Source organism: Paenalcaligenes hominis, from assembly GCF_011927625.1.
Taxonomy (GTDB): Bacteria; Pseudomonadota; Gammaproteobacteria; order Burkholderiales; family Burkholderiaceae_B; genus Paenalcaligenes; species Paenalcaligenes hominis.
The window spans coordinates 272,679-297,424 of record NZ_JAATIZ010000002.1 but is presented as its reverse complement, the minus strand read 5'-3'; the positions used below and the strand labels follow the sequence as shown (position 1 = coordinate 297,424).

The window sequence follows — 24,746 nt, the reverse complement described above, 5'->3', positions numbered from 1 at the left end:
AACCATATTTAATCTGTCTCCTCTATTCTATAGTTTAAGCGAAACCAGCCATATGTTTGAAAATCTTACCCAACGTATGTCACGTGTTGTAAAAACAATGCGTGGCCAAGCCCGATTGACTGAGGCCAACACCCAAGAAATGTTGCGCGAAGTCCGCATGGCCTTACTCGAGGCCGACGTGTCTTTACCTGTGGTACGAGAGTTCATCGCCAAGGTCAAAGAGCAGGCTTTGGGCCAAGAGGTCGCCGATTCGCTCAATCCAGGTCAAACCTTAGTGGGCTTAGTTCACAAAGAGCTTACTGACTTAATGGGCGCCGACTTAGGTGAGCAGGCATCAGAGCTTTCTTTGGCGACTCAACCCCCCGCTGTTATTTTAATGGCAGGTCTGCAGGGGGCGGGTAAAACCACTACCACGGGTAAGCTTGCGAAATGGCTCGCCGAGGGTGGTCATACACAAAGTGGGCGCAAAACGGGCAAAAAGAAAGTGCTCGTGGTCAGTGCCGACGTGTATCGTCCTGCTGCCATAGATCAGTTGGAAACCGTAGCCGGTCAAGTCGGGGTGGATTTCTTACCCTCTAGTGCGACAGAAAAACCGCAAGACATTGCGACTCGTGCTGTGGATCACGCGCGTAGACATCATTACGATGTATTGATTGTGGATACAGCAGGGCGGTTAGGTATTGACGAAGCCATGATGCAAGAGATCCGCTTGCTCTACGATACCGTAAACCCCATTGAAACCTTGTTTGTCGTTGACGCCATGCAGGGGCAAGATGCGGTTAACGTAGCCAAAGCCTTTGCTGAGGCATTACCTTTAACTGGGGTGGTATTGACCAAGTTAGACGGTGATGCACGCGGGGGCGCTGCCTTATCCGTGCGTCACATTACAGGCAAGCCGCTAAAGTTTGTCGGGATCTCTGAAAAGCTAGATGGCCTAGAGCCTTTTCACCCCGAGCGCATGGCTCAGCGTATTTTGGGCATGGGCGATATCGTCAGTTTAGTCGAGCAAGCCCAGCGTAATATTGATATTGCTGAAGCCGAAAAAATGGCTAAAAAAATCAAAGCCGGCGACCGCTTTGATTTAAACGACTTTAAAGATCAGCTCCAGCAAGTGAAAAAAATGGGTGACATGGGGTCACTACTGAAAAAACTGCCTGCACAATTTGCCGCGGCAGCGGATCAAATTCAGGGTGGCGAAGCAGAAAAGCAAATGGCTCGCACAGAGGGCATTATCAATGCCATGACTCCGGCCGAGCGCGAAAAGCCTGAAATTATTAAAGCATCACGCAAACGCCGTATTGCCTTAGGCTCCGGTGTGCCTGTCCAAGAGGTCAATCAGTTGCTCAAACAGTTCGAGCAAATGCAGGGCATGATGAAAAAAATGAAAGGTGGCGGCATGGCTAAGATGATGCGCGCCCTTGGCGGCATGGGCGGTGGCGGCATGGGCGGTGGTATGCCTGGGCTAGGCGGCATGATGGGCGGCCTAGGTGGTATGCTAGGGGGCGGCGGTGGTGTACGAGGAGGCGGCGGTAAAGGTAAAGGCCGTCGTCGTCGCTAGTGGGCTCCGCCAGTGCGGGTCATAATGACGTAAAAAAGCCCTAGGGAAACCTAGGGCGATTTGGACTCGGCCTTTAAAGTCTTAGGCGTTGAGTTCGGGAATGCGTAATACCTGACCCGGATAAATTTTATCAGGGTGGCTTAGCATAGGGGTATTGGCTTGGAAAATAACCTGATACTGGTCACCTTTGCCTTTACCGTACATTTCTTCGGCAATTTTCCACAAGGTATCACCTGATTTAACGGTGTACATGCGCGCCTCGGGGGCAGGTTTAGCTACCTGCAACTGGTTATTGACCTCGGCCACGCCCATAGTATTACCTAATGCCAATGCAATTTTTTCTGCTAGCTCTGTGGTGTCGGCGTTACCGCTTACAGTTACCTTATCACCATCTACATTGACGTTAATGCCTTCCGCATCCAAATTGTGTTTAGCTAACTCTTTTTTTAGCTCGTCTGAGGTTGCTGGGGATGTATCAGTACTACCAAGAATCTTGGATCCCACGTTTTTCAAAAAACTTAAAACGCTCATTGCACTTCTCCTTGAAAGGGGATTTGATGGGTGACACGTTTTATTATGCAGACATAACCGCGATAAATTAACTTGGGATTGTTAAGCTTTGTGAGAAAGTGATTAGCCCCCACCTACTGCCACCACGATTTCTAATTGGTCCCCGTCATTTAAGAGGGTCTCAGCATGCTGGCTTTTGGGTACGATTTCGCCATTGAGCTCAACCGCAATACGTTTATCTACGTAACCCAAGTCCTGTAACAATTGGTAGATGTTTTGCCCTTCGAAAGAGCGGGCTTCACCATTAAGAATAAGTTGCATTTATTTCTCCATTAGCAGGGTGGCAGGGTTAGGGGTGGTATTGCGCGTGAAGAGTAAGTCCCACACCCCATGACCTAAACGTAATCCGCGCGTTTCAAATTTAGTTTGAGGACGATAGTCAGGACGTGGTGCGTAATCGGTAAATTGATTGTCAAGCAGGGGGCTGGCGGATAAGACCTCGAGCATTTGTTCGGCGTAGTTTTCCCAGTCGGTCGCACAGTGAATATAACCACCAGGCAACAATCGCGACGCTAAAAGCTCAATGAAGGGGGGTTGGATCAAACGACGTTTGTGATGACGTTTTTTGTGCCAAGGGTCTGGAAAGTAAATATGTACACCCGCTAGCGTCGCAGGCCGCACCATATCACGCACAACTTCGACGGCGTCGTGTTGAATAATACGGATATTTGTCGTGTTGTGTTCTTCGATGCGTTTTAACAGCGAACCCACGCCAGATGGAAAAACCTCTACACCCAAAAAGTTGTCTTCAGAGCGTGCCTGAGCAATTTTTAATGTGGTTTCACCCATTCCAAAGCCAATTTCCAGAATGGTGGGGGCTTGGCGTTTAAACGTGGTTTCTAAATCTAACACACGATTTTCATAAGGGATGCCCCAAACTGGCATCAAGCGGTCATAGGCGTCTTTTTGACTAGGCGTCATATGAGCCCGTTGCGAAACAAAACTTTTTATATGACCAAAGTCTTTAGGATTTTTTTCAGAATTCATGATGCGGTATGGCAGCGGTTGGGATATAATAACGAATACAGCCTGTTATTTTAGCACGCCTACAGGTATTTCTTAGCCACAGTACCTTAATGCGGGTGTAGTTCAATGGTAGAACGGCAGCTTCCCAAGCTGCATACGAGGGTTCGATTCCCTTCACCCGCTCCAACGGTTTCTCTTCCCCTAGCTAGCCCAATCTTTCCATGCTGCTTGTTTAGCGGGTGGATGGCGTTGTGTCGCAAGCCCCAGCCATTAATTAATTATCAGGCCCATCCAAGATCTAGGCAGTGTTTACATCAGAACTGAATTGTTTGCTGTATGTGGCTGCATGCAACTCAAGCACCTCGGCGCTGAATTGAATATGAAGCGTTGTAACATGACTGAATTGCTGAGCTACTGTTTGGCTAAGACGTTGCGCTAAGTCCGCGCGGTCTTCTAGCGTGCGTCCGGGCATTAATTTCAGACATGCATGCACAAAAGCGCGTTGGCCTTGGTTGCCAATTAAAAAATGCTCCACAGGAAAAAGGCGTGTTTTGATATCAAATTCAGCAAAATGCCCACTTTCAATTAATGCGTCGTTCAGTGCGGTTAGCAAAGCCTGAGGGTCAGGATTCAGGTTGGCAGAGTATTCAACAAGTAAATGGGGCATAGTTTAATAAGCCTTATTCGGGGTTAACGACATCCACTGGATCAAAGTGGGTCATGACGTCGAGCGCGGGTAAAACGGCCATGACACGACGGCGTGCATCCTCGGCAATTTCGTGACCTTCATAAATAGTCAGGCGGCCATCCATTTCTAGGTCGACCTCTACCCAAATCATATCGCCAAGTTTACGGGTTTTTAAATCGTGTAGGCCCATTACCCCAGGGGTCTCTAAGATAATTTTTGTGATTTTTGCCTCGGTGGCATCATCAACGGCTTGATCCATTAAGTCATTAAATGCATTAAACGCAAAGCGCCATCCCATGCGTAAGATTAATAGCCCCACCACGAGCACGGCAATAGGATCCGCAATAGGTAAACCCATAAGGTTAGCCACAATGGCTACGGCCACCACCAAAGAAGAGGCAGCGTCAGAGCGAGCATGCCATGCATTCGCGACCAACATGGTAGAGCGGACGCGTTTGGCGACGCGTAATAAATACCTAAATAATAGCTCTTTAGCAATGAGCGCTAAGACAGCAATAGGCAAGGCCAATAAGTGCACCGTTTGAATCAAGCCGGGGTTTTGCAGTTTAGTAAAACTGCTCCAGAGCATCCCTAGCCCTACAATGATTAAAATGGCACCTACTGCTAAGGTGGCTGCGGTTTCAAAGCGGTGATGCCCATAGGGGTGTTCTGCATCAGGGGCCTTGCTGCTGTGTTTATTGGCAATCAATACAATGGCATCCGAGATCAAATCGGATAGCGAATGAATCGAATCAGCGATCAAGGCTTGGGATTTAGCAAAGATTCCTACAATCAGCTGCAAGATGGATAAGAACAAGTTAACTGCCACACTGACTAAGGTGGAGCGGGCTGCAGCCAGATTGCGTTCAAGTTCGTTATCGTCTGTGCGAGGCATACGTTCTCACTACGTTAAGGTCAAAATAAAGGCACTAAAGTGATTTAGTGCCTTGGGGGGTAGCGTTTAGCTAATACGCATGCCCGGCGTGGCGCCACTATTGGGCTCAAGAATATAAAGCCCAGGGTGTTTTTTTTCATCAGCGTGGCTAGCCGCTAGAACCATTCCTTCGGATACACCAAAACGCATTTTGCGAGGGGCAAGATTAGCGACGAGCACCGTTAGCTTGCCTACGAGATCTTCGGGACGGTAGGCTGACTTGATGCCAGAGAACACCTGACGTAAACGGCCTTCGTCTACATCTAGCATTAGGCGCAGTAATTTATCTGAACCTTCGACTTCAGTGCATTCAACGATTTTGGCTACGCGCAAGTCGAGCTTTACGAAGTCTTTGATATCAATAGTGTCAGCAATGGCTTCACCGCCAGGTGTAGGCGTTGCCTCTTCCACCACAGGTGGCTCAAAGAGCGCATCCATTTGCTTTGCATCAACGCGCTGCAGTAGATGTTTAAAGCGGGCGATGGAGGTTGGCAGCACAGCGGCATCGGCCCACGTAAAACTGCGCCCAAGTTCAAAAAGCTCGTTAGCGACTCGATCTGCAAGCGTGGGCACAATAGGCGCCAACATAACGGAAAGCGCTTTAAAGCCCGCAATAGCACGAGAACAAATGTCTTGAAGCTGAGCTTTGGTTTCAGCAGAGGCTTCGTTGAGCCCTTTGGCTAAAATCCATGGCTGCGCGGTATCAAAGGCTTGGTTAATGGTGTCGGCGTACGCCATGGTCTGACGAATTGCACGGCCATATTCGCCTAGTTCAATATTGTGACTGACCGTTTGAGCCAGCTCGGTGATTTCAGCTTGCATGGCGCTAGTGTCGCCTACATAGGCTAATTGGCCATCAAAAAACTTACCAATAAAATTAGCAGCGCGGCTAGCAATGTTGACGTATTTGCCAACCAAGTCGCTATTAACGCGTGCGACAAAATCATCGGGGTTGAAGTCGATGTCTTCGACGTGGGAATTGAGCTTGGCTGCAATGTAATAGCGCATCCACTCAGCATCTAGGCCTAGCTCTAGGTAGCGTAAAGGTGAAATGCCTGTACCGCGACTTTTTGACATCTTTTCGCCACTAAGCGTAATAAAGCCGTGTACGCGCAGCGAGTCGGGGGTTTTACGGCCCGAGAACTTCAACATGGCTGGCCAGAACAGCGCATGAAAATACACGATGTCTTTACCAATAAAGTGAACCTGCTCGGTGTCGCTGTCTGGGTCAATGAGCGCATCAAAATCTATGCCTTTTTTGGCACAGTAGGCTTTTAAAGAGGCTAAGTAGCCCACGGGCGCATCCAGCCATACGTAAAAGTATTTGCCCGGCGCATCTGGAATAGGGATACCGAAATAGGGCTCATCACGGGAAATATCCCAATCGGATAAGGCGGCTTCCCCGTCTTCGTTACTGAGCCACTCGCGTGTTTTACCTAGGACTTCGGATTGCAAACGAGGGCGCCCTTGTTGGTCTTGACCTGTAGTCCAGCTTTGCAAAAACTCTACGCAACGTGGATCGGACAGACGGAAGAAAAAGTGCTCTGAGGTGCGTAGCTCGGGTCTAGCCTGGCTAAGTGTCGAGTACGGGTTAATCAGATCAGTAGGGGAGTAAACAGAGCTACAGGCCTCGCAGCTGTCGCCGTACTGGTCTTTGGCGCCACATGAGGGGCACTCGCCCTTAATGTAGCGGTCAGGCAAAAACATGCCTTTTACGGGATCGTAGAATTGTTCAATTTCTCGGACATCAATAAAACCCGCTGCTTTGAGTTGCTTGTAAATGCCTTGAGAGAGCTCGATGTTTTCAGGCGAGTTGGTGCGATGCCAGTGATCGAACTGAACATGAAAACCATTTAAATACTGGGGGCGCTCGGCCGCTACACGTGCTACCAGTTCGTCAGGGCTAATGCCTTCACTTTCAGCCTTTAGCATGATTGGCGCCCCGTGAGCGTCATCAGCCCCTACAAAGTGCACAGTATGTCCTGACATTCGCATAGACCGCACCCAAATATCAGCCTGGATGTATTCCATGATGTGGCCGATGTGAAAAGAACCGTTTGCATAGGGAAGTGCAGTTGTAACGAATATCGTGCGCGACATAAATGTAAAACCTATAAAGGGCAATAGCCCGCACAAAGGCGAGCATAAAAAAGCAAAGAATGAAAAAAGTAAGCCTAAGGCTAGCTAAGCATAGCAGAAGCCATAGTATACCGTGCTTATTCTACGGTATTTCACGCATCTCGATGTCAGTAACGTTTTGCGTACTACGTTTAGTCGATGTAGTATCCGTAGACGAAGGGCGTGTGAAGTGAGGGCGTACGCGATTGCGGCGGCGCTGATCCCAGTACGATTTAATGGCAAAGGGACGGCCGCTAATTTTTGCGACAATGTAAAGGATAGCCATGGCAACCGCAGTGGAAATCATAAACACCACCGCCATTAACATCCCTACAAGAGTCAATACAAAGAAGAGCAAAGAGCGTAGAATCTGGTTAAATGTATTCATAATTCTGTATGACACGAATTAAAGAGATAAGTTTCTCTAGTCCGCTATATAAATAGCGCATTAGTCATTTAAATTTAGGGCCAGTTTAAAGATGAGTGTAAAAAACGAGCAAATTTTGACTGCATTAGCTTCAGTGCTAGACCCCAACACCCACAAGAAAATCGACGTGTCAGAGCAAACCTGTGCTTTGCAACTTGAGGGTCACAACCTAAACCTAAGTCTAACACTGCCTTATCCTTTCTTAGATAAAGATGGGGTGCTAAAGCAAAGAATTCAAGAGGCGATAACGCCTTTAGGGCTGACACTAACCCAGTTTAACGTAAAAACTAACGTAAAAACCCATGCAGTACAAGATAGTTTGCGCCCTTTACCTAATGTGCGCAATATCATTGCCGTGGCGTCGGGCAAAGGTGGTGTCGGAAAAAGTACCACTTCTGTTAATTTAGCCTTAGCCCTATCACAACAAGGTGCTAAGGTTGGGCTTTTGGATGCGGATATTTATGGGCCAAGCGCGCCTATTATGTTGGGTATCAACGAGCGTCCTACGTCCATCGATGGTAAATCTATGCGCCCCATCGAAGCCCACGGCATACAAACCAACTCCTTGGGTTTTCTGATGCAAGACGATGCGCCAGCGATATGGCGTGGCCCGATGGCCACTCAGGCCTTAACGCAGCTCATCACACAAACCGCATGGAACGATTTGGATTACCTAATTGTTGATATGCCACCAGGTACAGGCGATATCGCATTAACGATGGCACAAAAAATACCTTTGGTAGGCGCTATCGTGGTGACTACGCCCCAAGACATGGCACTGGCTGATGCTAAAAAAGGCTTGCGTATGTTCCAACAGGTAAATGTGCCTGTGCTGGGTATTGTAGAAAATATGTCTGTGCATGTGTGCTCTAATTGTGGGCACGCCGAGGCAATTTTTGGCCAACATGGTGGCCGAGAAATGGCAGAGCAATATAATGTACCTTGGTTAGGTTCCCTGCCGTTGGCTATGACGATCCGCGAGCAAACTGATTCGGGTAACCCAACCGTTGCAGCGGCACCTGAAAGTGCCGAGGCCCAGCTCTATCACGATATTGCCACCAAGGTAGCGGCACGCATTGCGGGCTTACCGGGTGATGCGTCCTGGCAACGACCCAAGGTAGTGCCTCGACCTCTCTAATTTATTCAAAAAGGATTTGCATGCGTGTGCGCGCTTTTCTGACGGCTTTGTGCTTAGTGCCTTTGGCTCTTCAAGCTCAAGAGCCAGAAAACAATGCGGTACCTGAAGTCGTTATTGATCCAGGTGGGGTGGCACCCGAGGCCTTGAAAGCCATTCATGGTGCCGTGGATGCCATCACACGCCTTGCCGAGGACCAAGACCTCGAAGAGGTCTCACGGTTACGGCGTCGGGCACATGATGCCACGGTATCAGCTCTTGAAACGCAAGGCTATTTTGATGCGGTCGTTAATCTAGAGGTCGGCGAGGACTACCAAGGGGAAACCTGGGACATTATTATTAATCCAGGCGAGCGCACCTTAGTTAAAACGGTAAATATCAATTTTGCCGGCCAAATTACCGAGCCCGAGTTCGATGAGCGTGTCACACGTTTGCGGCAAAATTGGCCGTTAAAGCCTGGCGAGATTTTTTTAAACAAAGAATGGTCCGATGCAAAGTCGGATCTGATCCAAAAGGTCAAATCCAAAGACTTTTATTATGCTCGCTATAGTCATACACGCGCTTTAGTGACTGCTGATTTATCCACTGCCGAGCTCGACTTAGGCATTAAAAGTGGGCCTCGTGTGCGGATGGGCCAACTCTACACCACTGGGTTAAAACGCGTTCCCGAGTCACTGGTTCATCGTTATGTCACCTATACACCAGGCGAACCTTACGATCAGGAAAAGCTCGACAACTGGCAACAAGCTTTACAATCCACCACCTTTTTTCGTGGGGCTTTTGTTACGCTAGACGACAGCTCGGCCCAGCAAAAGGTCAGGGCCGATGGCGAGGTAGAGCTGCCTGTTTTAGTGCGCGTCACCGAGGCGCCAGCACGTCGATTTACCGGTTCAATTGGGGCAGATAGCGATCATGGTCCACGTCTAGAGGCTATTTATCGACAAAACATTGTGTTTGGGCTGCCTGTGTGGGTGGAGACGGGCTTAGGTCTAGATAAAAATCGTCAGCGTTTTTTTGCCGACATGCATTTGCCCCCCACCGTGTCAGGGTTTAGAAATAGTCTAGGCTCTTTATATGATCATCAAGATGTCGAAGGGCTAAAACAAACACGGGCTGCTGCTGGCGTCAAAACCAAATATGATTTTGTGACCTCAGGTCGGGCAGATTACGAGAGTCAAGCAAGCTTAATGGGGGTCTTAGATGAAAGTAAGGTTCGTGGCGAACAATCCGCCATACGAAGCACTTCTATCGAGTTAACAGGGCAAATACTACGTCGCGATGTGGATAACAAGTACGACCCACGCCAAGGAAATCTCGTTGAGTTAGGGCTGGGTGTGAACTACCCACTTGAAAAAAAATACAACATCTTATACCGCGCTAGCTTACGTTCACAGTTTTGGTTTCCCGTTGGCAATGAAGACGTCTTTATGGTGCGTGCCGAGGCAGGAAAAGTATGGCCTAATTCCGATCATATCCCTATTGGTTTTGGCTTTAGAACAGGTGGGGCACGCAGTATTCGAGGTTATAAATACCAAAGTATAGGTACCCCCCGAGCATCAGCTATTGTAGGGGCGCCAGCGATGGCGGTGTTAAGTGCAGAGTATCAGCACTTTTTTAATTCCACCTTTGGCATGAGCGTCTTTGTCGACGTGGGTGATGCTGCAGAAAGCTTTAAAGCCATGTCGCCGCATTGGGGATATGGCGTAGGGGCTGCGATGCGCACGCCTGCAGGCCCATTTTATGTAGACCTCGCCTACGGACAAAAAACCCATGATATCCGTTTGCATTTCTCTTTAGGGATTGCTTTTTAATGAAACTAGGCCGAATTTTCCGTCAGGTGATGTTCTGGACGGTTCCTATTGTGGCAACGATCCTAGTCATCGTAACGGGGTTTGTCTATTGGTTAGTGGCTACCCCAACCGGCACGCGCTGGTTAATACATACGGCAGCATCCCAATTCGATGGGGAAACCCAGGGCGTACGAGGTAGTCTTTGGCATGGGCTTGAGCTTGAGCACATCCATCTAAAACTACCGAATCAACTTACCGTAGAACTCGATAGCGCTGCAGTGAAAGTGGATTGGCCGCGGGTGTGGCACCACCGAGAATTACGTATCGAGCACCTGACAGCAGAAAAAGTGGCGGTCTGGATGGATGGCGTCCCTGTCGACGAGCCGCCTAGTACAGAGCCTTTTACCATGCCAGATTTACCCGTTACGGTTCGTCTGGACGAGCTCTATGTCGGCAGTGTGTTTTTTTCCCAGCACGGCGAGGTATTGCCGGTGGATTTAAGCCAGCTGCAATTACGGGCCAGTGCCGATCTTACCCAAGAAAAGGCGCACATTGAATTGCACCAAGCCCATGCAGGCTATGAAGACATGCAGCTGGATCTTCACGGACAAGCCGAACTGGCACCGATTGCGGCACCTTGGCACAGCCAAGCTCAGCTTCAAGCCACGATTCATAGCGACCAAGCGTCTAGTCAAATTTGTGTTAATCAGTATTTACCTGCGCATTGGCAAACCACTGCCAAGCCTACTACAGCGCAAAAGTCAGCTGACTCAACCGTTCCCGAGGCCAACTCGACATCTGTGCCAGCAGATTGTCGTGTCGAGGTCAGTGCGCAATGGAATGGCTCACTGGAACAAGGCCAGCTTAGTTTACAGGGCGCAGGACAAGGTTTGCATTTACAAGCTCAATCCGATCTCGAGCTGGATCACGCTTTTCCTTTGCGTGATACCTTTATTGATTTAGTGCTGCCCGACGAGTCAGGTGTACAAGCTCGTTTAGATTGGAGCCATTCGGCCGAGCAACCCAACACAGAGCATGTAAAAGGCACGATACATGTTAATCGCTTTGACGTGGGTGCTTGGATCCCCAACCAAGACCTTCCAGCCGTATTAAGCTTTGACTCAAGTTATGACGTGGTGCTTAGCCAAGGCGGCAGGCAACTGGATGCAGCAAAAATAAAATTAACGATTAAGCCAGGCAGTCGATGGAATAATGAAGACGTAGCCGGACATGTGATTGCTGATGTGGGTCGTCTAGAGCTAGAGAATCAGCCTGTGCTGTGGCAGGCATATTACGTCGAAAACAGCGATATTGATCTAAAGCTCGGCGCCAATAGCGTGCTTTTAAAAGGGGCTTTTGGCTTAAAAGAACACGCGTTAAAGGTCAATGTAGACCTGCCTGACATGGCGCAAATTTGGCCTGATTTAGACACGATTGGGCCCACAAAGTTGGACGCAGAGCTAAAAGGCACGTTGCATGAGCACGCGCTTGAGGCCAAATTGCTGCACGTGCTTGAGGGTGAAAAGGCCAAAGAGGGCGAGCTCGGGGTAGGTCCAGTTGAGGCAGCACTTGCTTTAACGGGTATCTGGGATATGAATACTCAAACTCCAAGTTGGCGTGGGCAAATACAGCCTTTAAAGCTTGACCATGCGGGGTTACACGTACAAGTTGCAGATCGTATCCCTATTAATGTGCAGTTACCTGCGGCAGAGCAGCAGTTAAACGTAGAGGTAGGGGCGTTTACGCTACGTTCAGAGATTGATAACTATGCCTTGCTCCAGTTGCAGCATCAGAAAACACAATGGAGCCCAGCCGGGTTTCAAACCCAAGGGCGCGCGCCAGATGTGATCTTATCCGAAGAGCGGGTACAGCGTGTGATGAAGCTCTTAAACCTCGAAGAGCCCGAGTCGGCCCATGGCGGTGTGATTGATAAACGCAAACAGAAAGTAGCAAAAGGCCAAGATTTACATTTGCAGCTTGACTGGAATGTGGGGCTTAAAGAAGCTTTACAAGGGCGTATTCAGCTAAAACGACTAGCGGGTGATATTTTAGTTCCAGCCGATCCTCCGTTCCTATTAGGTCTAACTAAAACCGAGGCGCTGATTACACTGACGCCCCAAGGCGGTGCTGGACGCAGTGTTATTCAAGCCGAGCTTGATGTACAAACGCAAGACAAGGGCTACATCAAAGCAACCGGCAATACCCCTATTTATTACACGGCGGCACAAGGCATTCATGTACGCGATGCAGATCGCAAAGAGCTGGTCTTAAATGCCCACATGGATGACTTGGCGTGGACTAGTTTGTTTTTACAAGACAAGCTTGTATTAGGGGGCGCCTTGGATGCGAACCTGCGTATTCAAAGCACTCCAAATGGTAGTTTCACATCCAGTGGTACCATGCAAGGCAAGAACCTAAAAGTGGTGCGTTTAGATGATGGGGTTCGATTATTAGATGGAACCTTAAAAGCGTCCTTAAACAACAACCGGTTTGAACTAGAACGCTTATATTTTCCTGCGGTATTACGGGTGGAACCCAAAGAATGGCGTACTGCCACCTGGATCAAAGAAAACCCGGATGCAAAAGGAGGCGGTGTCACCGTAAGCGGCTACTGGGAGCTTGATCAAAATAGGGGTGACTTTGATGTGAAGCTATACCGTTACCCTATTTTGCAACGAGCCGACCGTTATGCCATGGTAACAGGCGACATCCACTTAAATGCGGCCTTACCTCACATCACACTAAGCGGTAAAATTACCGCCGATGCCGGTTGGTTTAATTTAGACATGCTAGGCGGTATTCCTACTGTGGACAGCGATGTCATTGTGGTTCGTTCTACTGACCCAGTGAAAGAGGAAGACGAGAACAGCGCGCCGCTCGATATGACCATGAATCTAGAGGTAGATCTAGGCCCTCGATTCTATTTAACGGGTTACGGGGTTAACTCGGGTCTAGTTGGTAGCATGCAAATTCAAATGCTGAATGATCAGCTCACTGCATTGGGTGCACTAAATACCCGAGGCGGAGCCATTGAGGTGTATGGTCAGCGCTTACAGCTACGTCGAGGTACCGTGACTTTCCAAGGCGATATTGCTAATCCCATTTTGGATATCCAAGCATTACGTACAGGCTTAAGTGTGCAGGCTGGGGTCAAGGTCGGAGGCACCGCACGTCGTCCTAAAATTGATTTGATTTCTGTCCCCGATGTCTCAGAACTAGAGAAACTTTCTTGGCTCTTGTTTGGTCATGGCCCGGATGATGGGGGGGATATCGCGCTGCTGTTCTCAGTGGGTACGTCCTTTCTTGGTGGGGGCGAGCCTTTCTATCGCCGCTTTGGGATTGATGAGCTAAGCATGCGCTCAGGCGAATTAGGCGGAGCAGGAAGCATACTACCTGCTACTAGCGTAGCCAGCAGCCCAGAAAACGAAATTAGCGCGGTCGAGCGCCGCTTTATCGAGGCCAGTAAAACATTAAGCAACGGGGTTAAGCTCAGTGTGCGTCAAGCCCTAGCAGACACAGGTACGGTAGGTCGTGTCAGTTATCGTCTCTCTAGACGCTTAACTGCCGAGGTAAGCGTAGGGACCATCAGCGGTTTAGCATTGGTTTACCGATGGTTCTCACGTGACGACCCTGAGTAATACTTTTATAGATACATTGCGGTCTCCACGCTTAACAGAGGATAATATGAGTATTAAAAGCGATCGTTGGATACGAGCCCAAGCAGAAAAAGGCATGATTGAGCCGTTCGAGGCGGGTCAGGTACGCGAGATCAATGGCCAGCGTATTGTCAGCTATGGCACCAGCAGCTATGGTTATGATGTGCGGTGTGCGAACGAGTTCAAAATTTTCACCAACATTAACTCCACTATCGTAGATCCAAAGCATTTTGATGAAAAATCATTTGTGGATTTTGTGGGGGATGTGTGTATTATTCCACCTAATTCTTTTGCGCTTGCGCGCACTGTTGAGTTTTTCCGTATACCGCGTGATGTGCTCACTATTTGTTTAGGTAAAAGCACCTACGCACGTTGCGGTATTATTGTGAATGTGACGCCCCTAGAGCCCGAGTGGGAGGGCCATGTCACACTCGAATTTTCAAATACCACCCCCCTACCTGCCAAAATTTATGCAGGTGAAGGCTGCGCACAAATGCTGTTTATCGGCGGTGATGAAGTCTGTGAAACCTCTTACAAAGACAGGGGTGGTAAATATCAAGGCCAATTAGGCGTCACCTTGCCACGCACCTAGGAGCAAGTCGGCATGAAATTTCGTTTTCCTATCGTTATTATTGACGAGGACTTTCGTTCAGAAAATGCATCCGGTTCAGGTATTCGTGCCTTAGCCGATGCCATCAAGATAGAAGGCTTCGATGTACTTGGTGTAACCAGTTATGGTGACCTAAGCTCCTTTGCACAACAGCAGAGTCGAGCCAGTGCGTTCATTTTGTCCATTGATGACGAGGAGTTTGATGAAGACTCCCCCGAGGACGTAGCGGCTGCCATCAAAAATTTACGTACCTTTATTGGCGAGCTGCGTTTTCGTAACGATGACATTCCCATTTATTTATATGGGGAAACGCGTACTTCTCAGCATATTCCTAATGATATTTTGCGTGAGCTGCATGGCTTCATTCATATGTTTGAAGACACGCCTGAGTTCGTTGCGCGCCATATTATTCGTGAGGCTCGCTCCTATCTTGACGGCTTGGCGCCGCCTTTTTTCCGTGAGCTAGTCAAATACGCCTCTGATGGGTCGTATTCATGGCATTGCCCAGGTCACTCTGGGGGCGTCGCTTTTCTAAAAAGTCCGGTAGGGCAAATGTTTCACCAGTTTTTTGGTGAAAATATGCTGCGTGCAGACGTTTGTAATGCGGTCGATGAGTTAGGTCAGCTTTTAGACCATACAGGTCCAGTAGCCGAGGCCGAAACCAACGCTGCCCGTATTTTCCATGCCGACCATTGTTTTTTCGTGACCAACGGCACCTCTACCTCTAATAAAATCGTGTGGCATGCTAACGTAGCCAATAACGACATTGTGGTGGTAGATCGTAACTGTCATAAGTCCATTTTGCATGCGATCACCATGACGGGGGCTATTCCTGTATTTTTGCGCCCGACACGAAATCACCTCGGTATTATTGGCCCAATCCCGCTCGACGAATTTTCCCCTGAAAGCATTCAACGCAAAATTGAAGCCAATCCGTTTGCACGCGAGGCAGCTAACAAAACCCCTCGTATTTTGACGTTAACGCAAAGCACCTACGATGGCGTAATCTACAACGTTGAGCAAATTAAAGAAACATTGGGCGACACCCTAGAGACCTTGCACTTTGATGAGGCATGGTTACCCCACGCGGCATTCCACAGTTTTTACAAAGACATGCATGCGATTGGCCCAAATCGTCCGCGTAGTAAAAACACCATGATTTATGCCACCCACTCTACGCATAAATTGCTTGCTGGGTTGTCTCAGGCTTCACAAATTACGGTGCAAGACGCAGAAGAGCGTGCGTTGGATCGCAATATTTTCAACGAAGCGTACTTAATGCACACCTCTACTTCACCTCAATACGCCATTATTGCGTCATGTGATGTGGCTGCTGCCATGATGGAGCCGCCGGGTGGTACGGCATTGGTCGAGGAAAGCATTAAAGAAGCTCTCGAGTTTCGTCGAGCCATGCGTAAGGTGGCTTCAGAGTATGGTAAAGACGATTGGTGGTTCCAGGTATGGGGTCCAGACAAGCTCACTAGCGAAGGTATAGGCAGTCGCGACGACTGGGTTTTGAAATCAGGTGACAAGTGGCACGGTTTCGGAGAGCTAGCGGATAACTTCAATATGCTCGACCCCATCAAAGCTACGGTGGTGACGCCGGGTTTAGACATTTCGGGTACATTTGCCGACACGGGTATCCCCGCTGCGTTGGTGTCTAAATACTTGGCAGAGCACGGGGTGGTAGTTGAGAAAACCGGCTTGTACTCGTTCTTTATCTTGTTCACTATTGGTATTACCAAGGGCCGTTGGAATACGTTGCTTACGGCGTTGCAGCAATTTAAAGACGATTACGATCGTAATCAGCCGCTTTGGCGTATATTGCCAGACTTCTGCAAAGCCCATCCGACCTACGATCGTCTTGGCTTACGGGATCTTTGTCAGATGATTCACGAAGTCTACAAGAAATATGATCTAGCGCGTCTAACCACAGAGGTCTACCTCAGTGACATGGTGCCCGCTATGAAACCGTCTGACGCGTACGCCAAAATGGCACATCGCGAGGTAGAGCGTGTCAGCATTGACGAACTCGAAGGCCGTGTCACTGGGGTACTGCTCACTCCGTATCCCCCAGGGATTCCGCTCCTTATTCCGGGTGAGCGCTTTAACCGCATGATCGTGGACTACCTGAAATTTGCGCGTGAATTCAATGCCGAGTTCCCCGGCTTTGAGACTTACGTGCATGGCTTAGCTCAAGACATCGGGCCCGATGGTGAACCACGCTACTATGTTGATTGCATACGAGAAAGCTAACCACGTATGACAATGATATTTGATGTAGCGGTAATTGGTGCAGGGGCTGCCGGCATGATGGCAGCCAGTGTAGCAGGGCAGCGTGGTCGTCGAGTGGTTCTCATCGACCACGCTAAAAAGCTGGGCGAAAAAATACGTATCTCTGGGGGTGGGCGCTGTAACTTTACGAATACAGGCACCACCTCGCAACAATTTGTCTCGCAAAACCCCAATTTTTGTCGATCAGCCTTAGCGGCCTATACCCCTACGGATTTCATCCGTTTAGTGGAAAGCTATGGCATTCGCTGGCATGAAAAACACAAAGGGCAGTTGTTTTGTGATGATTCCAGTGAGTCGATTATTCAGCTTTTGCGTCAAGAGTGCGTAAAGGGCAATGTGACGTGGCGTATGCCATGTGCCGTACAAGGTGTACAGAAAACCGAGCACGGCTATGAGCTTGCTACGGAGCAAGGGCTTATTCGCTGTGCGCAATTAGTTATTGCCACAGGCGGCATGGCCTTGCCTCAGGTTGGGGCCACAGACTTTGCGTTGCGATTAGCTCGGCAATTTGGGCTAAAGGTGATCGAGCCACGCCCAGCACTTGTGCCGCTTACCTTTGATGGAGTGTTCTGGCAAGAATTTGTTGCACTAAGTGGCGTCAGTGCCGAGGTAGAGCTAAGCGTAGCACTTGCTCCAAAGAAAAAAATCAGCTTCTTAGAAGACTTGCTGTGGACACATCGAGGCTTGTCGGGGCCAGGGATATTACAGATTTCTAGCTACTGGAATCCAGGTGAAAAAATACATATTAACTTGGCGCCACATCTCGATTTGCAAACGACCTTTCTAGCAGCAAAGCAAGGAAACAAACAACAGCTAGGTAATTACTTGACGGGCTTGTTACCTAAGCGCTTAGTGGAGCCATGGTTGGCGGCAACAGCAGCCCTGGATCCCAGCTTGTTACAGAAACGATTAGCGGATTTACCGGATAGCGTATTACGTCAATTGGCCGAAGCGTTAAGTCAATGGTCTTTAGTGCCAACGGGAACCGCAGGCTATAAAAAAGCCGAGGTGATGAAAGGTGGCGTGGATACGCGCGAGCTCAATCAAAAAACGATGGCTACCCGTGCTCACCCAACGCTTTACTTTATTGGCGAGTCAGTCGATGTCACAGGCTGGCTCGGTGGTTATAACTTTCAATGGGCATGGGCTTCGGGTGTTGCTTGTGGTCGTGCCGTATAAAGGAAAAAAATGCAGTTACCTAACGATAGAAAATACGCCTCTACCCATGAATGGGTTCAAGTCGAAGGGGATATCGTGTTAGTGGGCATTACCGATTTTGCTCAAGACCAATTGGGTGATTTGGTGTTTGTAGGCGATTTCACTACGCAGGTTCATTTAGCTGAAGGTGCAGTAGCAGGCATCGTTGAGTCTGTAAAAGCCGCATCGGATATTTACGCACCTATTGCAGGCACCGTGGTGGAATACAATCAAAGTCTTGATGATGCGCCAGAGCAGCTTAACGAAGCGCCCTTTAGTACGTGGATTTTTAAATTAAAGCCCGATAACGTGGCAGACATTGAAAACCTGTTAACGGCAGAGCAATACCAAGTAGAAAACGACTAAAAAACGCGGCGTAGCCGCGTTTTTCCATAGTGCTGGTAGAGTTTGTCATAGACGAAGCCGAATTCCAGTGGCTCGGCTTTATTCAAAGCACGGTGATACAAGTAGAAGGCGCTGCGCTCATGACAAAACGGGAATGCGCTGCAAAATCTCAATGGCTTGATCCAACGTCTGTTCTTTTTTGGCAAAGCAGAAGCGTAACAAGCGTTGTTCTGGCGGGGCGTTTAAGTAAAAAGCACTGTATGGAATAGTGGCTACACCGTATTGCTCGATCAGTGTATGACAAAAACGCATGTCATCGTCAGTGCTAAATTGACGGTAATCGGCGGTTAAAAAGTAGCTACCTTGGCTGGGTAGGAACTGCCAAGCAGAACCGCTTAGCCCCTCAAGAAAATAGGCTTTCTTTTGCGCGTACATGGCGGCGACTTCGTCAATATGCTGTGGGTTTTCCATTAACTCGGCTAGGGCGAATTGAGAGGGTGTATGCACAGAAAATGTAGTCAAACTATGAATCTTGCGTAGTTCTTCGCTTAGGGCTTGGGGTGCAGCGAAAAAGCCTGTCTTCCACCCAGTAATATGAAAGCTTTTGCCAAACGAACCAATGACAATACTACGCGCTTGCAGGGATGCAATGCGTGACACACTGATGTGACGCTGCGGACTAAATACCATATCTGCATAGACTTCGTCGCTAATCACAATGACTTCGGTACCGTCAAGCAGTTGACCCAACCGTTCTAGGTCGGATTGGCTGAGGATAGTGCCGCTGGGATTATGCGGCGAGTTAAGTACGATGGCTTTAGTTTTGGGGCTTAATAGCCGCTGCACCGTATCCCAATCGACCGCAAAATCAGGCGCATTGAGTGTCACACGCTTAATGACGCCGCCAAATAGCTCAATCGTGGGCTCGTACGTATCGTAAGCGGGCTCAAGAATAATGACTTCATCGCCAGGACGAATTAGGGCAGCAAAGCTACAAAACAAGGCCTCCGTAGCCCCTGCACTAATTGTAATTTCCGTGTCAGGGTCATAGCTATGCCCATCGCGACGCTGTAGATAGGCACTAATTTGTTTACGTAACGCAGGGATGCCTTGGCCTGGTGCGTATTGATTCATGCCTTTTACGGTGTATTTGTGCAAGAGCTCGACTAAAAGTGGAGAACACCCAAAATCAGGAAAGCCCTGAGCCAAATTAATGGCGTTATGCTGGGCAGCTAAGCCCGAGATATAAGAAAAAATATTGGGACGTAACTGCGGAAGTTTAGAGCTTATAGACATGACGAAGCAGACCTAGACAAAAGAGTTAAGACAAAAATAGATTCTAAGTTTTTTTAGTTATGGGTGCAGAGTGGTTTAGCAGCGTCTTAGCTATAGAGATAAAAATGCCATGCGTTTAAGCATGGCAAGTCAATGAGAGCTAGGGGTTAACTTTGTTTGGTGTAGGTGACAAAGTCGTAGCTAAAGCCGTTTTCTTCGGGCTGTGGCAGACGTTCTGTTTCGACCCAACCTGAAGGCAGTTGGGGGAAAAAAGTGTCCCCTTCGATATCAGCATGAATTTCTGTGGCAATGATTTCATCGGCTACGCTTAGGCCTAAGGTGAAAATTTGTTCACCCCCAATAATGCAGGCTTTGTCGTAGTCAGAGCACGCGGCAAGGGCCTCGTCCAAACTAGGAAATACGGTGACGCCTTCGGGTTCAAACTGGGGATTGCGACTGATCACAAAGTTAGGGCGCCCCGGCAGAGGTCGGCCAATGGATTCCCAAGTCTTACGACCCATAATAATGGGCATGCCCATGGTGGCTGCTTTGAAGTGCGCTAAGTCTTTAGGTAAATGCCACGGCATAGCGTTGTCGCGTCCAATGCAGCGGTTACGTGTATAAGCCACTACCATTCTGATGTTTGTTTTCATACGTTAAACCTAAACCGCTACGGGCGCTTTAATGTGTGGGTGAGGGTCATAGTCGACGATTTCAAAATCAGCAAGCTCGTACTCGAATAAACTGGCCGGTTTGCGTTTGATATGAAGTGTTGGATAAGGACGCGGCTCGCGATTGAGCTGGAGTGCGACTTGATCCATGTGATTGCTGTATAAGTGGCAGTCGCCACCTGTCCAGATAAAATCACCGACCTCTAGATTGCATTGTTGGGCCACCATGTGAGTAAGCAACGCATAGCTGGCAATATTAAATGGCACGCCAAGAAAAATATCTGCACTGCGTTGATACAGCTGACACGACAGCTTGCCATCGGCCACATAAAACTGAAATAGGGCATGGCAAGGCGGCAACGCCATATTACGAATATCAGCTACATTCCATGCAGAAACCAATAAGCGACGCGAGTCGGGATTGGTTTTAATTTGCTCTAGTAACTGCGCGATTTGATCAATAGGCTCACCACTTGGCGTGGGCCAAGAGCGCCATTGCACCCCATATACCGGCCCAAGGTCGCCATTGCTGTCCGCCCATTCATCCCAGATCGTGACGTTGTTTTCTTGGAGCCACTTGACGTTGTTGTCACCACGTAAAAACCACAGTAGCTCAATAAAAATACTACGGGTGTGCAGTTTTTTGGTGGTGATCAGTGGAAAACCTTGGGAGAGATCAAACCGCATTTGATACCCAAAGGTAGACAGGGTGCCGGTACCAGTACGATCTGTTTTTTTGGTGCCGTGTTCGTAAACATGGCGCATCAGCGTTTCGTATTGATTGGAGATGCTCATGCTAGTTATTCCGTATTTCGACTGAGTAGGTGATGTCAGCCGCTTTGCCTAGCATCGCACTGGCAGAGCAGTATTTTTCATGAGAGAGTTTAACGGCACGCTCTACGGCTTGGTCGGGCAGGTCGTGCCCGGACACCACAAAATTAAAATGAATTTTAGTGAAAATCTTTGGTTCGGTTTGGGCTCGCTCGCCGCTTAGGTGCACCTGGCAATCTGTAACCTGATGTCGGCCGCGCTTTAAAATAAGCACTACATCGTAGGCGGCGCACCCGCCGGCGCCTGCCAATAACATTTCCATTGGGCGTGGCGCCGAATCGTTACCGCCGCCTTCGACCGCACCATCCATGACGGTGACATGACCGCTGCCTGTGCTGGCTACAAAAAGCATGCCGTTGTTATGGTTCCAGTTAACTGTACATTCCATGGTGGGATCCTTAGTAATGAGTTCCGGGCAAGAAACTTGTTGTTCTTTGACCTACAATAGCTCTATTGTAGCTTTTTTTCTGAATCCAAACCGATGTAACAAGGTAGGGAATAACTATGTCAAATACGAGTGATAGCACAGCCTTGGTCGTTGTCGAACCAGAGGTTGTACCGCAACTACAGCGTCGTACTACCTTTTTTGATGCGGTCTTGACAGAGGTAGGGCATGCGTTGCAGGTCATTTCCCGATCTGCCCAAGCCTCCAGACCTAATCCCGCAGGTCGACCGTCCGCCCAGTCTGAAACCGAACTCTCTCCCGAGGAACAGCGCCATGCGGCGGGTTTAATGCGCGTTAATCATGTGGGCGAGGTCTGCGCTCAGGCTTTATACCGTGGTCAAGCCATGTTGGTAAACGATCCAGAGTTAAAAAAACTGTTGCATCAAGCCGCCTCCGAAGAGGTAGACCACTTGGTATGGTGTGATGAGCGTTTATCCGAGTTAAATAGCCGGCCTAGCGTTTTAAACCCTCTGTGGTATGCGGCTTCGTTAGGCTTAGGGGTTATGGCAAGCAAGGCAGGCAAGCCCTACAATTTGGGCTTTATGGCTGAAACCGAGCGTCAAGTCGAACACCATTTAGATCAGCATTTGACCTCTTTACCTAACCAAGACGAACGTTCAAGAAAAATCGTCGAGAAAATGCGCGACGATGAAATTTCGCATCGCACGACGGCAGAGCAGCATGGGGCCACACGCCTGCCTGCCCCAATTCGATTAGCAATGAAAGGCATGTCAAAAATCATGACGACGAGCGCTTACAAAATCTAGTGTTTGTACGTAATACCAAAACTAGGGTTTATGCCTAAAGACTTTTTGTCATTTAATTGTCGGTGTTTTGCGACAAAACCACAGAATAGGCAGTGCATCCTTAGATTACCTTGCATTGCACAAAGAAAGTAGCTAAACTTTAGTTATTGGATGTTGAGTAGCAACGCAAGGGTAATAACCCTAAATATTTGCTCAGGCTCGGGAAAACCCCTTGCAGCCCAACATGCCCCGGTTGTCTCCTCCACCCTCCTCCTTTGGTGGATTTGCCCGAGATCTTTTGATCTCGGGTTTTTTTTTGCCTAAACGTTTTATTCAATAAAAATAGCCCGAAAATCATTGACGTTAGTGTGGGTAGGTCCAGTTGTTATGGATTGATCTATGCGTTGGAAAAAGGTGTGGGCATCATTACGATGTAAATAATCTAAGGGATCTAGGCCTAAAGCCAGGGCTTTAGGCCACGTGTCGGGTGTAATAAAAGCGCCTGCAAGGGGTAAAGCCCCATCCGTTCCATCGGTATCAGCGGCTAACGCCGTGATGGCAAACTGATCCTTCACTGCAATGAGTAAGGCGAGCAAGAACTCGGCATTGCGACCACCTTGTCCTTGGCCTTTGACCGTCACACTCGTTTCGCCTCCGGAAAGCAAAATACAAGGGGGTGTATAGGGTTGAGCATGGCGACTACAGCTTTGTGCCATGCCGGCCATGACTTTTGCGACTTCTTTGGCTTCCCCTTCGATCGTGTCACCAAGATAGAGGGTGGGAATGCCTGCTTGGGAAAACCGCTGGCGAGCAGCACTAAGAGCGTGATGAGGGGTGGCAATAAGATGGGTTTGAATCTTTTTGGCAATAGGGTGGTCGGCTTTAACGCTTTCCCATTCGCCATGCTTTAGTGCAGACCGAATAGCGCTAGAGACGGTAATGCCATAATGATCCAGCACCTTTAACGCCTCAGTGCACGTGCTGGGGTCAATCACGGTGGGCCCCGAGGCGATGCATGTAGGATCATCGCCAGGCACATCGGAAATTAATAAATTAACCACACGTGCAGGAGCGCAAGCGGCGGCTAAACGCCCACCTTTAATAGCAGAAAGATGGCGTCGGACTCGGTTGATTTCATGGATAGAAGCACCAGAGCGAATCAACGCTGTATTGATTGCTTGTTTCTCGGCAAGGCTTAAGCCCTTAGCCGCTAAACTGACTAATGCTGAGCCGCCACCAGAAAGTAAACAAATAACTAAGTCGTGTTCGGTCAGATGACTAACCAAATCAAGCATTTTTCGAGCGGCTTCTGCACTGGCGGCATCTGGGACAGGATGAGCGCACTCAATAAGTTGAATATGCTGTGTAGGGAGGCGGCTGTGATAAGGCACAGCCACTAAGCCTTCTACTTGATCCCATGAACCCGTCCAGTGCGCCTCAAAAGCCTGAGCCATAGCCGCGCCGGCTTTGCCCATGCCGATGACCACAGTTCGACCAGAAGGCGGCTTAGGCAAATACATGGGAAGGCAAAATTCGGCTTGAGCGGCTTGGATAGCCGCTTTCAAGCCGTCATAAAGCAAGCGTGTGGTGTTATTCATGCTGGCTTAATGTATGCTGTGACATGTCCTCTAGGACTTTGACGATGGCCGAGTGATCCCAGTCGCTGCCCCCTCGGGCTACGCAACCGCTAAGCAGCTGCTGAAAAACCGCTGTGCTGGGTAATGCGACCCCTAGTTCACGTGCCGTATTTAACGCGCTGGTAATGTCTTTTTGGTGCAGATTGACTTTGAAGCCTGGGTCAAACTGGCCGGAAGTCATGCGCTTGCCATGGACCTCAAGAATACGTGAGTTAGCAAACCCACCTAATAACGCTTGACGCACTTTCTCAGGGTCAGCACCGGCTTTGGAAGCCAAAACGAGCCCCTCTGCAACAGCCTGAATAGTTAAGGCCACAATGACTTGGTTAGCCATTTTCGTAATTTGGCCAGCGCCATTGTCGCCTACGTGGGTGATATTTTGACCCATCAGCTGGAAGAGCGGCAAGGCACGTTCGAAAGCAGCGTTGGAGCCCCCCACCATAATACTTAGACTCGCTGCTTTAGCCCCTACGTCTCCGCCCGAAACGGGGGCGTCCAGATAATCACCACCTAGGGCTTTTATTTTTTGTGCAAAATCGATGGTAGCTACTGGAGAGATAGTGCTCATATCAATGATGAGTTTGCCGGCTAGATGAGCTGCAGTAACTCCGTCTGCACCAAATAAAACCTCCTCGACGTTGGGGGTGTCGTTAACAATGAGAATGATGATGTCTGCAGCCTCTGCGGCGCTTCGGGGGGTGGGACAAATAGTGGCGCCGGCTTTAACAACTTCTGGACTGACTTGACTACGGGTGTTGGCATAGACATGGTGTCCTCCTTTGATAAGATTTAAGCACATGGGAATTCCCATAATACCTAAGCCAATAAATGCAACTTTTTCCATGAAACGTC

At 49.0% G+C, this 24,746-nt stretch carries 22 protein-coding genes and 1 tRNA gene; 10 read left to right on the top strand and 13 right to left on the bottom strand.

Annotation, left to right across the window (positions count from 1 at the left end):
• Window positions 1-52: 52 nt before the first annotated feature.
• Entirely contained in the window at window positions 53-1,558 is a 1,506-nt protein-coding gene (gene ffh, locus GGR41_RS05435) for a signal recognition particle protein (RefSeq protein ID WP_167660983.1), read from the top strand.
• A gap of 81 nt (window positions 1,559-1,639) precedes the next feature.
• Here the strand turns inward: ffh and lysM are convergent, their stop codons facing one another.
• The 3 genes from lysM to trmB form a co-directional block, all read right to left on the bottom strand.
• Window positions 1,640-2,089 (bottom strand): peptidoglycan-binding protein LysM, encoded by a 450-nt coding sequence (gene lysM, locus GGR41_RS05430; protein ID WP_167660982.1) that lies wholly within the window; start codon window positions 2,087-2,089, stop codon window positions 1,640-1,642.
• Between the two features lie 102 nt (window positions 2,090-2,191).
• Window positions 2,192-2,389: a sulfur carrier protein ThiS gene (gene thiS, locus GGR41_RS05425; RefSeq protein WP_167660981.1), complete on the bottom strand. Its 198-nt coding sequence runs from the start codon at window positions 2,387-2,389 to the stop codon at window positions 2,192-2,194.
• A complete protein-coding gene (gene trmB / locus GGR41_RS05420; protein ID WP_167660980.1) occupies window positions 2,390-3,115 on the bottom strand; it encodes a tRNA (guanosine(46)-N7)-methyltransferase TrmB in 726 nt (241 codons plus the stop codon).
• A gap of 91 nt (window positions 3,116-3,206) precedes the next feature.
• On the opposite strand from trmB, the gene GGR41_RS05415 reads away from it, so the two are divergent.
• Window positions 3,207-3,280, top strand: a tRNA-Gly gene (locus GGR41_RS05415).
• A 112-nt stretch (window positions 3,281-3,392) separates the two neighbouring features.
• Here GGR41_RS05415 and GGR41_RS05410 read toward each other — a convergent pair.
• The 4 genes from GGR41_RS05410 to GGR41_RS05395 all read right to left on the bottom strand — a co-directional run bounded on the left by GGR41_RS05410 (window position 3,393) and on the right by GGR41_RS05395 (window position 7,222).
• On the bottom strand, window positions 3,393-3,761 hold the full coding sequence (locus GGR41_RS05410; protein WP_167660979.1) for a 5-carboxymethyl-2-hydroxymuconate Delta-isomerase: 369 nt from the start codon (window positions 3,759-3,761) through the stop codon (window positions 3,393-3,395).
• Window positions 3,762-3,774: 13 nt separating this feature from the next.
• A complete protein-coding gene (locus tag GGR41_RS05405; protein ID WP_077734504.1) occupies window positions 3,775-4,677 on the bottom strand; it encodes a cation diffusion facilitator family transporter in 903 nt (300 codons plus the stop codon).
• Between the two features lie 66 nt (window positions 4,678-4,743).
• Window positions 4,744-6,816: a methionine--tRNA ligase gene (gene metG, locus GGR41_RS05400; protein WP_167660978.1), complete on the bottom strand. Its 2,073-nt coding sequence runs from the start codon at window positions 6,814-6,816 to the stop codon at window positions 4,744-4,746.
• Window positions 6,817-6,937: 121 nt separating this feature from the next.
• Window positions 6,938-7,222, bottom strand: coding sequence for a hypothetical protein (locus tag GGR41_RS05395; protein ID WP_077734505.1), 285 nt, complete (start codon window positions 7,220-7,222; stop codon window positions 6,938-6,940).
• A gap of 91 nt (window positions 7,223-7,313) precedes the next feature.
• On the opposite strand from GGR41_RS05395, the gene apbC reads away from it, so the two are divergent.
• The 7 genes from apbC to gcvH are packed head-to-tail and all read left to right on the top strand — an operon-like array spanning window position 7,314 to window position 18,310.
• Complete coding sequence (gene apbC, locus GGR41_RS05390) at window positions 7,314-8,399, top strand: iron-sulfur cluster carrier protein ApbC (protein WP_167660977.1); 1,086 nt, start codon at window positions 7,314-7,316, stop codon at window positions 8,397-8,399.
• A 26-nt stretch (window positions 8,400-8,425) separates the two neighbouring features.
• Entirely contained in the window at window positions 8,426-10,207 is a 1,782-nt protein-coding gene (locus tag GGR41_RS05385; protein WP_428978247.1) for an autotransporter assembly complex protein TamA, read from the top strand.
• Window positions 10,207-13,824, top strand: a complete 3,618-nt coding sequence (locus GGR41_RS05380; protein ID WP_167660975.1) for a translocation/assembly module TamB domain-containing protein — start codon at window positions 10,207-10,209, stop codon at window positions 13,822-13,824. Before GGR41_RS05385 ends, GGR41_RS05380 begins: the two co-directional genes overlap by 1 nt.
• A 46-nt stretch (window positions 13,825-13,870) precedes the next feature.
• The gene (gene dcd / locus GGR41_RS05375) at window positions 13,871-14,434 is read left to right on the top strand and encodes a dCTP deaminase (RefSeq protein ID WP_077734508.1); all 564 of its coding nucleotides are present in this window, start codon (window positions 13,871-13,873) and stop codon (window positions 14,432-14,434) included.
• 12 nt (window positions 14,435-14,446) lie between these two features.
• The gene (locus GGR41_RS05370; protein ID WP_167660974.1) at window positions 14,447-16,708 is read left to right on the top strand and encodes an arginine/lysine/ornithine decarboxylase; all 2,262 of its coding nucleotides are present in this window, start codon (window positions 14,447-14,449) and stop codon (window positions 16,706-16,708) included.
• 6 nt (window positions 16,709-16,714) lie between these two features.
• Window positions 16,715-17,926 (top strand): BaiN/RdsA family NAD(P)/FAD-dependent oxidoreductase, encoded by a 1,212-nt coding sequence (locus tag GGR41_RS05365; RefSeq protein ID WP_188372585.1) that lies wholly within the window; start codon window positions 16,715-16,717, stop codon window positions 17,924-17,926.
• Between the two features lie 9 nt (window positions 17,927-17,935).
• Window positions 17,936-18,310, top strand: a complete 375-nt coding sequence (gcvH, locus tag GGR41_RS05360) for a glycine cleavage system protein GcvH (RefSeq protein WP_167660973.1) — start codon at window positions 17,936-17,938, stop codon at window positions 18,308-18,310.
• Window positions 18,311-18,427: 117 nt separating this feature from the next.
• On the opposite strand, the gene GGR41_RS05355 is transcribed toward gcvH, so the two are convergent.
• From GGR41_RS05355 to GGR41_RS05340, 4 genes are all read right to left on the bottom strand, one after another.
• Window positions 18,428-19,585, bottom strand: coding sequence for a methionine aminotransferase (locus tag GGR41_RS05355; RefSeq protein WP_167660972.1), 1,158 nt, complete (start codon window positions 19,583-19,585; stop codon window positions 18,428-18,430).
• 146 nt (window positions 19,586-19,731) lie between these two features.
• The gene (locus GGR41_RS05350) at window positions 19,732-20,217 is read right to left on the bottom strand and encodes a dihydrofolate reductase (RefSeq protein WP_167660971.1); all 486 of its coding nucleotides are present in this window, start codon (window positions 20,215-20,217) and stop codon (window positions 19,732-19,734) included.
• A gap of 9 nt (window positions 20,218-20,226) precedes the next feature.
• Entirely contained in the window at window positions 20,227-21,030 is an 804-nt protein-coding gene (locus GGR41_RS05345; RefSeq protein WP_167660970.1) for a thymidylate synthase, read from the bottom strand.
• 1 nt (window position 21,031) lies between these two features.
• A complete protein-coding gene (locus GGR41_RS05340; RefSeq protein ID WP_077734518.1) occupies window positions 21,032-21,454 on the bottom strand; it encodes an OsmC family protein in 423 nt (140 codons plus the stop codon).
• A 116-nt stretch (window positions 21,455-21,570) separates the two neighbouring features.
• Here GGR41_RS05340 and coq7 point away from each other — a divergent pair, with 116 nt between their 5' ends.
• On the top strand, window positions 21,571-22,278 hold the full coding sequence (coq7, locus tag GGR41_RS05335; RefSeq protein WP_077734520.1) for a 2-polyprenyl-3-methyl-6-methoxy-1,4-benzoquinone monooxygenase: 708 nt from the start codon (window positions 21,571-21,573) through the stop codon (window positions 22,276-22,278).
• Between the two features lie 308 nt (window positions 22,279-22,586).
• Here coq7 and GGR41_RS05330 read toward each other — a convergent pair whose 3' ends face one another.
• Window positions 22,587-23,855, bottom strand: coding sequence for a glycerate kinase type-2 family protein (locus GGR41_RS05330; protein ID WP_167660969.1), 1,269 nt, complete (start codon window positions 23,853-23,855; stop codon window positions 22,587-22,589).
• A complete protein-coding gene (locus GGR41_RS05325) occupies window positions 23,848-24,738 on the bottom strand; it encodes a 2-hydroxy-3-oxopropionate reductase (RefSeq protein WP_167660968.1) in 891 nt (296 codons plus the stop codon). The genes GGR41_RS05330 and GGR41_RS05325 overlap by 8 nt, the downstream gene beginning before the upstream one ends.
• Window positions 24,739-24,746: the final 8 nt, after the last annotated feature.